General features: G+C 61.6%; 9 protein-coding genes and 3 pseudogenes. 7 read left to right on the forward strand and 5 right to left on the reverse strand.

What is annotated here, in order from left to right:
• Positions 1–35: 35 nt before the first annotated feature.
• Both BDB13_RS33450 and BDB13_RS31210 read left to right on the forward strand, forming a co-directional pair.
• A pseudogene (locus tag BDB13_RS33450) lies at positions 36–194 on the forward strand (IS6 family transposase); the annotation flags it as partial.
• Between the two features lie 665 nt (positions 195–859).
• Entirely contained in the window at positions 860–2260 is a 1401-nt protein-coding gene (locus BDB13_RS31210) for an IS30 family transposase (RefSeq protein ID WP_441347260.1), read from the forward strand.
• A gap of 845 nt (positions 2261–3105) precedes the next feature.
• Here the strand turns inward: BDB13_RS31210 and BDB13_RS31215 are convergent.
• The 5 genes and pseudogenes from BDB13_RS31215 to BDB13_RS33460 form a co-directional block, all read right to left on the reverse strand.
• A complete protein-coding gene (locus BDB13_RS31215) occupies positions 3106–3552 on the reverse strand; it encodes a hypothetical protein (protein ID WP_094275824.1) in 447 nt (148 codons plus the stop codon).
• Positions 3553–4559: 1007 nt separating this feature from the next.
• A pseudogene (locus BDB13_RS33890) lies at positions 4560–4670 on the reverse strand (hypothetical protein); the annotation flags it as partial.
• A 54-nt stretch (positions 4671–4724) separates the two neighbouring features.
• Positions 4725–4904: an IS3 family transposase gene (locus tag BDB13_RS33735; protein ID WP_094275826.1), complete on the reverse strand. Its 180-nt coding sequence runs from the start codon at positions 4902–4904 to the stop codon at positions 4725–4727.
• Entirely contained in the window at positions 4865–5128 is a 264-nt protein-coding gene (locus BDB13_RS31990) for a hypothetical protein (RefSeq protein ID WP_141210786.1), read from the reverse strand. Before BDB13_RS31990 ends, BDB13_RS33735 begins: the two co-directional genes overlap by 40 nt.
• 293 nt (positions 5129–5421) lie before the next feature.
• Positions 5422–5559 (reverse strand): annotated as a pseudogene (locus BDB13_RS33460) (IS3 family transposase); the annotation flags it as partial.
• Positions 5560–6448: 889 nt separating this feature from the next.
• On the opposite strand from BDB13_RS33460, the gene BDB13_RS31235 reads away from it, so the two are divergent.
• The 5 genes from BDB13_RS31235 to BDB13_RS31255 are packed head-to-tail and all read left to right on the forward strand — an operon-like array spanning position 6449 to position 12704.
• Positions 6449–8296: a 2-oxoacid:acceptor oxidoreductase subunit alpha gene (locus BDB13_RS31235; protein ID WP_094275828.1), complete on the forward strand. Its 1848-nt coding sequence runs from the start codon at positions 6449–6451 to the stop codon at positions 8294–8296.
• A gap of 1 nt (position 8297) precedes the next feature.
• A complete protein-coding gene (locus BDB13_RS31240; protein WP_094275829.1) occupies positions 8298–9380 on the forward strand; it encodes a 2-oxoacid:ferredoxin oxidoreductase subunit beta in 1083 nt (360 codons plus the stop codon).
• A gap of 53 nt (positions 9381–9433) precedes the next feature.
• Positions 9434–10294, forward strand: a complete 861-nt coding sequence (locus BDB13_RS31245; protein WP_254923158.1) for a 3-hydroxybutyryl-CoA dehydrogenase — start codon at positions 9434–9436, stop codon at positions 10292–10294.
• Between the two features lie 20 nt (positions 10295–10314).
• The gene (locus tag BDB13_RS31250; protein ID WP_176459828.1) at positions 10315–11934 is read left to right on the forward strand and encodes a class I adenylate-forming enzyme family protein; all 1620 of its coding nucleotides are present in this window, start codon (positions 10315–10317) and stop codon (positions 11932–11934) included.
• Positions 11931–12704 carry an SDR family NAD(P)-dependent oxidoreductase gene (locus tag BDB13_RS31255; protein ID WP_094275832.1) on the forward strand — a complete coding sequence of 258 codons (774 nt, stop codon included), beginning with the start codon at positions 11931–11933 and terminating at the stop codon, positions 12702–12704. Before BDB13_RS31250 ends, BDB13_RS31255 begins: the two co-directional genes overlap by 4 nt.
• Positions 12705–12720: the final 16 nt, after the last annotated feature.

The following is a 12720-nucleotide window of genomic DNA, read 5'->3' on the forward strand; positions in this document are numbered from 1 at the left end:
GAAAACTGCTGCATCCCAAACAACTTGACAAAGCTTCACCCGGGCACGCGCAACGCTTCCACTCTGCTTTCGCGGGTATTTCGCCGCATTTCCGGCCCCGCCGACACCGACTGATCGCGGCCGAGTGGCGTACCGAGATGGTCGACCGCTTCGCGGTCTGGCGGGAAGTCACCGCGACCGATGTTGCCGCCTGAAAGGCGAACAATCCGAAAGCGTTCCAGGGTAGAAGCTCCAAAACTGACTGCGCGCTGCATCTTTCAATCAACGTGACAGTGCCGTTGTGGGCCCACCTCCGGCGAGGTGTCAGCCGGGAGGCGGGCCATGTGCTGTGGAATCCGACCCGAACGGATCCGTCCAGCAAGAACCAAGTGCCCACGCTGAAGTCTGCGTAAACCTGGTGCGCGACAATGCCTTCAATCCTGCGAGCGTGAGGCCGGTGGGTGTCGAGAACCTCGACACCCACCGACCCCCGACGCCTCGCCGGAAGGTGCAGCGTGACGTGCGTCCCGGCGAGGCAGGCACTCCGACTGCCGCAGAGAAGCGAAGTGCCGCTTGTGATGTCCCGCCAATGGTCCGGGTGATGACACCCGGTGGGGGTATCTGCCGTATCCGACGTCGAAGTCGGATGATGCCGCCTCCTGCAACATACGGTGCACCGGTTTTCGATACCAGTCTTCACGGTGTCACAGTTACTGGAGCTGTGACATCGGAACGATTGTTCGGCGGCGGACTTCCGCAGTTCCGGAAGCCTGGTGGCCCACCGGGTTGTCTGCTTGGGTTCCAGCGGTCGTCGCAACACCCGATGTCTGGGAGTGCAACGACCGTGGCTCATGTGGGAGAAGAACCGTCCGGGAAGCGGTTGCACACGCACTCCGAAAAAAACCAATTCTTTCGGGAATTGGATCGGGTCGGCAGTGTGACCACAGCCGCCCGATCGTTGGGCTTCAAGCGGTCGGTGTGCGCGCAGTGGGCTCGCAGGCGTGGCCTGAGCAGTAAGCGAGCGCGGCACAAGGGCTACGAGGAGTTCCTCCGTCTACGCACGGAGGGAGTCACTCGCCGAGAAGCGGCGGTGGCGGTCGGAGTGCATCTCCGGACAGCGAAGGATTGGGATCGTGGGATCCGAAAGGTGGGGAACTCGAGGATCTACCCGGATGGACGCAAGGTCGACTACACACGCGGTGTGACCATTGTGAACTTTTCGGCCGGCGGATCCGAGACCATCCCGTACCCGGCAGTGACGGTTGCCCAGCTGGAGGCACGGGTTTCGGTTCGATATCTGTCGTTGCAGGAGCGTGAGACGATCCGTGACATGGTCTCCTCAGGATCGTCGATGCGGGCGATCGCAGTGGCGTTGGGGCGGGCGCCGTCGACGGTCAGCCGAGAGATCGCCCGCAACAGCAATCCAGTGCACGGCGGTTATCAACCTTATGCAGCGCAGCGCGCTACCGTCGCTCGCAGGCCACGACCGAAGACTCGCAGATTCGTCGAATCCGAGCCCTTGCGACGCTATGTGCAGGAAAAGCTTCTCGTTCGCTGGTCTCCGGAACAAATCAGCAAGACTCTGATCAAGGAATTTCCCGATGATCAGGAGATGCGGGTGGCCCACGAAACGATCTATCAGAGTCTGTATTTGCAGGGACGCGGCGGGCTGCGTCGGGAAATCACTACGGCGCTACGAACTGGCAGAGCCCGACGGAAGACCCATCGATCGACGCAGAAGCGAACGCCGAGGTTTGTGGATCCGATGATCATGATCTCCGAACGGCCGCCGGAAATCGAAGACAGGGCCGTACCGGGGCACTGGGAAGGAGATTTGATCACCGGCGCCTTCAACCGGTCAGCGATCGCCACGCTCGTCGAACGCACCTCCCGCTACGTCATGCTCGTCCACATCCCGGGGGAACACAGTGCGGAAATAGTCCGAGACGGACTGATCGCGACGATGGGGACATTGCCCGAACATCTACGCGGGTCGTTGACGTGGGATCAAGGTGTGGAGATGGCCAACCACAAATCTTTCAGCATCTCCACCGGCATGGACGTCTACTTCTGCGATCCCGCCAGCCCTTGGCAACGAGGCTCGAACGAGAACACCAACGGCTTACTGCGCCAATACTTTCCGAAGAGCACAGACCTCTCCGTCCACGGTCCTGAGGATCTCGAACGCGTTGCCCAAGAACTTAACGGGCGACCACGAAAAACGCTCGACTGGGATACCCCAGCCGAGCGTTTACGTGATCTACTTCTTCCGGCGAAATAAATCACCAGTGTTGCGACGACCGCTGGAATCCAAGCTGTGAGTGTCTGTCCGGTGGGCCGTGCGCGTCCGAGCAGGCAAAGGTGAACGCGCAGATCAGGTGGCCCGCCAACCTCTGTATGGCAGCTGTCGGGCGGGCCGTGTGCCCAACCCAAGTGGGACACAGGGGAGATATTACGTCGCCCGGTCCGTCCGTGGCGGTGCTGGGGCGCTTCGTGCACGTCGATGCACCCCGGAAGTTATAGTCGGCACGCATTCATCAGATGGTGTGAATGATAAAGGGGCAGTCAGGTATCGGCAGTTCGGTGCCCGGATGTCTTCGAGAACCAATGCGTGTGATCCTCGAACGCGCGCCGTGAGAAAACTTGAATCGGATCCGCAATGACGGCGGGTCATCCATGTTGTGCGCTCAGCACGGATGCCGATCGAGGAGTCCCTGACCAAAGTCTGTGATCGGAGACTTCATTACTACTGGTCTGTAAGTCGCGGAACGGAATTGGCGGCGGTAGTTTCAAACTCCGTGCCCGCGTTCCGCATTGAAAAGACAGTGCGGTCGAGGGTGTCAGGCCCCGCTGATAGTGACTCCCGTCCTGGTCGGCGGGGCCTGTCCACGTGTATGGAGAACCGGAGACAGGAGCTGCAGTTCGGAGATTTCGGCACCGGATAACTGCCTGACGGCATTTACGCACCGCGTGAGGTCGCTGTACGGCGAGAACGGGTCGTCGAGTGGACTAACTGCCGAAGTGCTGTTCGGAGTTCAGGATTCTTTGATGTGTGGGGGCTACGACCAATGGCCGGGCTTCGGTGTTTCGGAGAACGGGATATCTTCCACGAGGCACCTACGTTCGTTACCGGGAAGGCGCGAAGAAATCTCTGGCCTCGTCGGTAGCGTCGTCAACCGCCGTGATAATCGCCGTAACGGGTGGATGGTCGGTGCGTTCGGTGAAATGCGCCATGTTGCCGATACTGCGTTTCGGTTGCCGCTCACCACGGCTGAGATCGGCCGAGATCGGATGCGGTGCGCTGTCCGGTATTCGGAACTGTGGGGCTGTTACCGATTTATTGGTCGTTTCTATCGTTCTGCCGAATTCGTACGGCCGGCGTAACGCCCTCGTGGCGAGAAGTGTGCGCAGGATCGCGGCGGTGAGATCGAACTCGAACGCTTCTGGCAGGTCCTGGACAGTCGCTGCGGGCAGGGTGTCGAATGTTGCGCGGATTTGCTCGCGGATCAGCTCATGGCAGAAGATTCTGAACTTGTCATGTAGATCAGTATTCGGGCCATCCTGTTTGGCCATCGCTGAGGCTCCTGCGTTATTTGAAGTAGTGGGTAGGGAATTCGACGTAGCCGACGACTTTTCCGTCAGGGTCGTCCGCGTGCCACTCGCAGACACCGTCATTCGGGACATCGTGCAATTCCACTGGCACCGTGAACGGTCTGCGGTTACCGTACATCGTCACGCCGAAAACGACACGCAGTTGGGTCTATTGGTGGGTGAATCGGCTTCGAGTGACTGGTGCAGACGCCGTCGGGATCCCGGTATCTGAGTTTTGATGCCTTGGCGCGTTCGCCATGGATGACGGCAAACGCGGCACTTGCCGGATGTTTCGTCGTTCCACGTGATATTGAAAGCGTGGCGATACACTACGAAAAATCTCTTCGTGGCAGAGCCCTTCCCTGCTCGCTGACCTCGATGGAGTTGCTATCGAAGTTGGGAATGTCAACGACGGGGCGGGTTCTAGTCATCGTTGCAAACACTTGGTGCGGCTGAGAGGTTAGCAGGGACTCGAATAGTTCTGTCGGAGTGCAGTCTTGGAGAATTCTGCCGGGTCTATGATTGAGTTCGTTCTGGACTGCCAGGAGATGCGGCGGGGAATGCACGCTCAGGTCGGTGCCCTTGGGGAAGTAGTCCAGCAGATCGTTGGAGTTTTCGCTCGAGATTCCGGGACTGTCGTAACGTTTTGATCACCCTCGGGTGGCGGGTATGGCTCAGGTCTCCTTGCCGCGTTGGACGGCTCACTGGGAATGGCCGCCAGCTGCCCGCCGATAACTCGACGCCGGAAATGCATTGGTGGCGCGTTCGAAGTCCGCTACGCACACGGTCTCGGCGTACCGGCCCCGGTAGATGAAGGGTGATGTGCCAGAGTCCGAACGGCGCGTCTTTCTCACCTGATGCGGCTGCACTGATCGCGTTCTCGCCGGTGAGGTGGCGTGGTTTGCCGTAGCCGAATTCGAGCATGCCGGCCGATGCGAGGTATGTCGCGCGCGGTCGCTATGGTGAATCAGGCCCGACAAGTCAGCTCCCGCGTGGGTAGGCCGCCAGATAGCCATTTCCAATGCGTCGAGCGCGCGGTCGGTATACAGCGACGTCGCGACTTGCCAGACGACGACCATACGGGAAAAGACATCGATCACGAACGCCGCATAGACCCAGCCGGAGAACGTTCTGCAACAGGTGATGTCGGCGACTCACGGCTGGTTCGGAGCGTCGGCGACGAACCTGCGCTCGACCAGATCGGCAGGACGATCCGTTTCCACTTTCGGTCGTGTGGTGCGTGGACTCTTGCTCCGCACAACACTTTTCAACCCTGCTTTCTTCATTAATCGTTTCACCGTGCATTGGGCCACCGGTGTACCTTGGCGGCGCATTTCGGCATAGACCTTCCGGCGCCGTGCACGCTGTAATTGTCGTCGTGGATGGTGGCGATCTGCTCGCTCAACTCCCGGTCATGTATCGAACGGGCCGATTCTGGGCGCGTCTTGGAGCCGTAATAGGTGCTCGGTGCGATCGCGGCGTCGGTGTTTTCCAACGTATCGCAGATCGGCGCGGCGCCGTGTTCACCCTTGTGGCGGTCGATGAACTCGACCTTCACCTGTGTGGGCGGTCCAACTCCGCGATGCTTCTATGTCAAGTGGCTTCGGAAAGCGGTGCCTCTGCTGCATTTTCGATGTCAGATTGGTCGGCGCGCAAGGCACGAAAAACGCGATCGGAGAGTCCCCTGCGGAGCAGTCGTAGAGCTTCACTCCGAGCCTTTCCGGCGTCAAGCCACGCGATCGGCTGTCCGACGTCCGGTGGGACCGCACATCGGGACAAGCCACCAACCGAGGCCGGGGCAGCGAAGAAACGAGCGAATCCCACCGGACACCTTCAGGATGACATTGATGCGAAGAAAGCCGACGCCTGCCTCGAGATCGTGTTCGCTCGGCGTAGCTCTTTGACTTCGCGTTCGAGTTTGGCGAGGCGGGATGAGTCGTCACTCGTGGTCCCCGGACGCAGGCCCTCGTCGACCTCCGTGCGTTTGACTCACATCCGCAGCGCCTCGGATGGACTCCGAGTTGGTCAGCGACGCGCTTGTAGGCGCCGGTCCTGGTTGCGGGGTTCTTGCAGGCGTCGATGGGCATTCGGGTGGCGCGTTCACGCAGCTCGTCGGGGTACCTCCGTGGTGCGACCATGCTGTGCTTCCTTCCGGGTTTTGGATGTCTCCATCAACGCCGCGGCAGAACATCTGGGAGGTGTGCGGCGCTCGACGGACCGGCGGGGTCAGAGTTGCCAGAGTCGTAGTAGTGCTGCCTGCAGACTGATGGAGACGATGCGGTGGCCGCTGTTGCGCCGTCAGGGCTGGAGTGATCGCTCACCGTGGCGCTGTCGAGGCACTGCTTCTCGGCCGGTTCCACCAGTTCCCCCGGACCGAACTGCTCCGGGACGCCTTGTGTTCGAACTTCTAGAGTTTTGTCATCGGCTGCTCCTTCGGTCGCTGCGCGCCATGGCTCTTGAGGCGCAGCTGCCGGTGGTAACTGTGCGCTGTGAAGATCTTGCGCCTGATTCGTTGGAAATCTGGACCTCTTGTCACTGACCCTTGTGAGACCCAAGTCATCGGCATCCGATGCCGTCAATAATCACCTCGGGGATCAATGGAATGTTTGTTGCACAGGGGAATTCGCATTGTGGCAGGCAGGTCATGACCGGTCACGAAGCCGTGACCGGTCAAGGCTTCGTGACCCGACGGAAGCCGTGACCCGACGGAAGTCGATTTGTCGACCATGGACCAAGGGCGAAGGCTATTGACCTTCCGATCGGAAGGCATTAGATTTCACGGACAAGCCGACCCCAGTTCGCGCGCGGAATCCGATGACCGGAGCATCTTTGCGGCACGTCGTCGTTGGCAACTTGGAAACGAGGAGTGGTGACCCCTATGGGCGTCAGTTCTATTGGCACCAAACAACTATCGAGTGTCGTTATTCGGTTCGCCGGGGACTCTGGCGATGGCATGCAGCTGGCCGGCGACAGGTTCACCGGGGAGACGGCCTTCTTCGGAAATGATCTGTCGACCAGGCGGGACATACCGGCTGAGATTCGCGCACCTGCGGGGACGCTGGCGGGGGTTTCCTCGTTCCAGTTGCACTTTGCGGACCACGAAGTTCAGACGGCTGGCGACGAGCCGGATGTTCTGGTGGCGATGAATCCAGCGGCGTTGAAGGCAAATCTAGGGGACCTTGCGGTCGGGGCTGAGATCATTGTCGACAGCGATCAGTTCAAGCGACGAAGTCTAAGAAAAGTCGGATACGAGTCCAATCCAATCGAAGATGGCTCGTTGGACAGCTATCGGTTGCACGCCGTTCCGTTGACCTCGATCACGCTCGAGGCTCTGCGCGGGTTCCCGATCAGCAACAAGGACGCCGAACGAGCGAAGAATATGTTCGCGCTCGGCCTGCTGTGCTGGATGTACGACCGTCCTACCTCGTCGACCATCGAGTACTTACGCCGTAGGTTCGGCAAACATGCGGAGATCGCCGACGCCAACATTGTGGCGTTCCGGGCCGGCTACGCGTTTGGTGACACGACCGAGATGTTCGCAACTCGGTACGAGGTGCGTCCCGCCCGCCTGCCGGAGGGTCGCTACCGCAACGTCTCTGGAAACCTCGCACTCTGTTATGGGCTCCTTGCCGGAACTGAGCAGGCAGGTATTCCGTTGTTCCTAGGGGCCTATCCCATCACGCCGGCGTCCGACCTGCTGCATGAACTTGCCCATCACAAGGCGCGGGGGGTGCGTACCTTTCAGGCGGAGGACGAGATCGCGGGGATAGCGGCAGCGATCGGAGCCTCGTTCGGTGGACATCTCGGTGTGACCTCCACGAGCGGACCAGGTATGTCACTCAAGGCGGAGGCTCTCGGGTTGGCGGTTGCCCTGGAGTTGCCGCTGGTGGTGTGCAATGTTCAGAGGGCTGGTCCGTCGACGGGGATGCCGACCAAGACCGAGCAGGCGGACCTGATGCAGGCGATGTTCGGCCGCAACGGCGAATCGCCGGTCCCGGTCCTCGCTCCTCGCTCACCGTCGGACTGCTTCGATGTTGCGGTCGAGGCGGTGCGGATCGCGACGAAGTACCGCACGCCCGTCGTAATCCTCTCCGATGCCCATCTGGCAAACGGCTCGGAACCTTGGCGGTTGCCTAACCTGAATCACCTCCCTGACATGCAGGTTCGATTCGCTACCGAGCTGAACCACGGCGGCGAGTTCTGGCCGTACCTCAGGGATCTGGATACGCTGGCGAGGCCGTGGACAGTACCGGGGACGCCCGGCCTCGAACATCGGATAGGCGGCCTGGAAAAGCTCGACGGCCGGGGAACGATCTCCTCTGACCCGGACAATCACGAGACGATGGTGCGGGTCCGCGCAGCTAGGATCGCGGGCATCGCAGCGGATATGCAACCGTTGGAGATTGATGACCCGGGTAATCGTGCAGAGGTTCTCGTGCTTGGCTGGGGATCGACCTACGGTTCGATCGGCTCAGCCGTGCGCGCTGTTCGCGAACGCGGAGGAAACGTTGCGCAAGCCCACCTGCGCCATCTGAACCCCTTCCCTGCCAACACCGCCGAGGTCCTGGGCCGGTACCGCACGGTTCTCATCCCCGAGCTCAATCTCGGTCAGCTCATCACGCTGATCAAGGCCTCCTTCGACGTCCACGCCGTCGGATACAACCGCGTCCGCGGCCTGCCGTTCACTTCGGTAGAGCTCGCCGGGCAGATCGAGGAACTGATCTGACATGTTTGACAATCCTGTACCCGCCCTGCCCCCGACGTCCGGGCTGAGCTTGGTTGCTGCCTCCACCACGACACTGACGCCAGGGGACTTCAAGACCGACCAGGAAGCGCGTTGGTGTCCCGGGTGTGGGGACTACGCGATCCTTGCTGCTGTTCAAGGCTTGCTGCCCGAGCTCGGACTTGCCCGCGAAAACATGGTCTTCATCTCGGGGATCGGTTGCTCGTCGCGATTCCCGCACTACCTCAACACCTACGGCATGCACTCCATCCATGGCCGCGCGCCGTCTATCGCCACGGGACTGGCAGTATCGCGTCCGGATCTGTCTGTGTGGGTCGTCACCGGTGACGGCGATGCCCTTTCTATTGGTGGCAACCATCTTGTCCACACACTTCGGCGGAACGTGAATTTGAAGATCCTGCTCTTCAACAACCAGATATACGGTCTGACCAAAGGTCAATACTCGCCCACGAGCGAGGCAGGAAAGGTCACCAAGTCAACGCCCACGGGTTCGGTCGACCGACCGCTGAACCCAATCTCGCTCGCGTTGGGCGCGGAGGCGACCTTCGTCGCACGGACGATCGACTCTGACCGACAACACCTCACTAGTGTGCTCCGGGCCGCCGCACAGCACCGTGGAACAGCCCTGGTCGAGATCCTGCAGAACTGCAACATCTTCAATGACGGCGCCTTCGACCTGCTGAAGGATCCCGACACCAGGGGGGACGCCACCGTCCGATTGGAACACGGCGAACCGATGATCTTCGGGACGACGACGAGAAAGGGCCTACTAGTCAACCCGCGAGGCGGCCTGGAGATCGTGACGCTCGACGGCGTGGAATCAGCTTCCGTGTTGGTTCACGATGTCCACGAACAAGATTCGTCGCTGGCCTTCATGCTCTCGCGTCTCGGCGACCGACCGGACGGAGTCACTCCGCTCGGCGTCTTCCGTGATGTCGCCCGCCCCACCTATGACGATCTGGTCAACGAACAGATTGCCGAGGCACGGGCGCACGGCTGCGCACCCGACCTGTCTACGGTCATCGCGGGAAGCGATACCTGGCTGGTGGGTCAGCAGCACACGTAGGTCACGGACTCAGGTGCATCACATATTTGTAGGAACCAACTAAGGAGAAAAAATTGATCATCAATCAGGTAGGAGTCGTGGGTGGTGGCCTCATGGGAACAGGCATCGCGCGCGTCTGCGCGCTCGCGGGGGCCGACGTCATCGTCTGCGAGGCAGACCTCGTCAGGGCGGAGGCGGCACGGGTGAGGACCGCGAGCTCGCTCCGCCGCGCAGTGGCAGCAGGCAAGATCACCGACGCCGACTGCGCAGGTGCGCTAGCCCGGCTCAGCTTCACGGACAGGCTCGACGAGCTGGGTGACCGCGAGCTGGTCATCGAGGCCATTGTCGAGGACGAGGCGGTGAAGTCCGAATTGTTCGCCGCGCTCGACAAGGCGGTGGCCAGCCCCACTGCCGTTCTTGCCTCCAATACTTCATCCATCTCGATCACCAAGTTGGCCGCGGCGACCACGCGCCCTGAACGTGTTGTCGGCCTGCACTTTTTCAACCCGGTGCCTGCTCTGCGGCTCGTCGAGCTCGTGCCGACGCTGCATACGGACGCCGCGACGATCGACCGAATCGAGCGATTCGCGCGTGAGGACCTACAGAAGCTCGTAATCCGTTCTCAGGACAGAGCCGGGTTCGTGGTGAACGCGCTGCTCACGCCGTACCTGCTGTCCGCCGTGCGGATGCTGGAGGCGGGTTTCGCCTCCGCGGTGGACATCGACCGGGGCATGGTCGAGGGCTGCGCCCATCCCATCGGTCCCCTGTCGCTCGCGGACTTCGTCGGCCTCGACATCCTGCTCGCGGCCTCGAACTCGATGTACGAGGAGTTCAGGGACCCCCAGTTTGCTCCTCCTCCGCTGCTGCTTCGCATGGTCGAGTCCGGGCTCCTCGGAGAAAAGACCGGACGCGGCTTCTTCACGTACTCGCGATGACCGGACCCGAAGGAGATCCCATGCCCGCAATCAATATCGGCACCGGTCTGACGGTGGCCCCGACGGTGAGGTGGTCGCTGTCCGATACGCCTCATGCGGGCACCGCTGTCACGGTTGCCCCCAACCTGATGTGGTCGTTGCGCCGAGCCGCCGGGCTGCATGGCGAGTCGGTCTCGGTGGTCGATGGCAATACCAGGGTCAGCTACCCCGAGCTGCTGTCCTGGTGCGATCGCTTGGCGTCGGGATTGGCTCGGCGCGGGGCTGCGCGAGGGGACAGGATCGCGATCCTCGGGGCCAACAGTGCTGAGTATCTTGCCGCCTATTTCGGGGTGCCAGCAGCTGGCTACGTCCTGGTCCCACTGAATGCGCGGCTCGCGGATGCGGAACTGCTGCAGTTGGTGCAGGACTGCGAACCGGCGATCCTGGTCGCGGACGAGGTGCAACAGCAGCGCGCGGAAGCACTCACCCGGTCCGTCGGTACCGGTGTGGTCACCTTCGGACAATTGCTCGCCGAACCGGCCGAGGCAACCGTCGCGGGTCGCGATGCGGAGGTGAGCTCGACCGATCTGGCAGCGATTTTCTACACCGGCGGCACAACCGGACGAGCCAAGGGCGCCATGCTCACCCACGGCAACCTCGCCGCGAACGCGCTGCATATGATCGCGGGACTGGGGTACGCGGCCGACGACGTCTATCTGCACTGCTCGCCGATGTTTCATCTCGGCGACGGGATGTCGACCTACCCGATCACCTGGGCGGGAGGACGGCACGTGGTGATTCCGCGTTTCGATCCGAAGTCCGTGGTCGACGCCATCGAGACCGAACGGGTCACCTGCACATTTCTGGTCCCGACCATGCTCACCCTGTTGCTCGAGTATCTCGACCAGATGGACATAGAACCCGACCTCTCGGCACTGCGGCTCGTGGTGCACGGGGGTGCACCCATCTCGCCGACGCTCCTAGATCGGGCCATCGCCCGACTCGGCTGCTCATTCACTCAGTCGTATGGCATGACCGAGGCAGGCCCGATTCTGAGCTTCCTACCGAATGAAGACCGTCTGCTGGGCAGTGAGGTTCTCCGCTCCGCCGGCCGACCGGTCATCGGAGTCGAGGTGCGGGTGGTTCGACCCGACGGCACGGACTGTGAGATCGGCGAGATCGGCGAAATCGTCGGCCGCGGACCAAACTTCGCCGTCGGTTACTGGCGGCAGCCCGAGGTCACCCGTCAAAGATTCCGTGACGGCTGGTACTGGTCCGGCGACTTGGCGTATCGCGACGAGAGCTTCTACCTCTACATCGTGGGGCGGGCGGGGGAGGCCATCATCAGTGGCGGAGAAAATGTCTACGCAGCTGAGGTGGAGGCCGCGCTCACCAAGCACCTCGACGTCGTCGAGGCCTCTGTCTTCGCCGTTCCGTCAGCGCACTGGGGCGAGCAAGTACACGCCGCCGTCGTGTTGCGCGGGGAAGCAGACATGACCGAGGCAGACCTCGATCGGCACTGTCGCGATCTGATTGCCGGCTACAAGACACCGCGCTCGTATGAATTTCATGCGCAGCTGCCCCGTACCGGGCCAGGCAAGATCGACAAATTGGCTCTGCGTCGCCCGCACTGGGCAGCTCACGAAAGGGATGTGTCATGACCAGATCGAACAATGGGAAGGAAGGGGTCGCACTTGTCACCGGCGCCTCGCGCGGAATCGGTGCCGCATCCGCGTTACGCCTTGCAGCACAGGGTTACAGCGTCGCGGTGAATTTCGCCAGGTCGAAGTCCGACGCCGATGCGGTCGTGAAGCAGATTATTGCGAATGGCGGCACGGCGGTCGCGATTCAGGCGGATATCTCGGTGGAGGGAGCGGGGGAGGAGCTCGTCCGCGAAACCGACCGTCGGCTGGGGCCGCCGCTGGTCGTGGTCAACAACGCTGGGGTCCAGCGCTCTCGGGCGATGATCAAACAGAGCCTGGAAGAGTTTGACCAGATGCTGTCCACCAACATCCGCGGCACCTGGTCGGTGACTCGGGCCGCCTTGCCATACATGTACGACGCCAGCTGGGGTCGTGTGGTCTTCATCAGTTCGGTACTGGGAGCGACCGGCGGCCCGGGTGACAGTGGATATGGCGCCTCGAAGGCCGCGTTGCTGGCTATGTCGAAGAGCTTGGCGTTCGAGGTCTCGCGGCGCAACATCACATCCAACGCGGTGCTGCCGGGAACGATCCTCACGGACATCGTCAGTGACGTCGATCCGGACGTGCTCGAGGCCAACATCGCGTCAATTGCGTCACGCCGCGGTGGAGAACCCGAAGAAGTTGCCGCCGTCGTCGGGTTCCTCTGCTCGGATGACGCCTCCTACGTGAGCGGTGCGGAAATTGTGGTTCACGGCGGCGGCTGGGTCAACCTGCCCCCAACAAAATGAACTGTGTGGCAGTGAT

This window comes from Rhodococcus sp. OK302, from assembly GCF_002245895.1.
Classification (GTDB): Bacteria; Actinomycetota; Actinomycetes; order Mycobacteriales; family Mycobacteriaceae; genus Rhodococcus_F.

Excerpts from the sequence above, each read along its gene's own strand:
- BDB13_RS31215 (WP_094275824.1), bottom strand. The coding sequence starts at position 3,552 with ATGGCCAAACAGGATGGCCCGAATACTGATCTACATGACAAGTTCAGA.
- BDB13_RS31240 (WP_094275829.1), top strand. The coding sequence starts at position 8,298 with ATGTTTGACAATCCTGTACCCGCCCTGCCCCCGACGTCCGGGCTGAGC.
- BDB13_RS33735 (WP_094275826.1), bottom strand. The coding sequence starts at position 4,904 with ATGCGCCGCCAAGGTACACCGGTGGCCCAATGCACGGTGAAACGATTA.
- BDB13_RS31235 (WP_094275828.1), top strand. The coding sequence starts at position 6,449 with ATGGGCGTCAGTTCTATTGGCACCAAACAACTATCGAGTGTCGTTATT.
- BDB13_RS31250 (WP_176459828.1), top strand. The coding sequence starts at position 10,315 with ATGCCCGCAATCAATATCGGCACCGGTCTGACGGTGGCCCCGACGGTG.
- BDB13_RS31255 (WP_094275832.1), top strand. The coding sequence starts at position 11,931 with ATGACCAGATCGAACAATGGGAAGGAAGGGGTCGCACTTGTCACCGGC.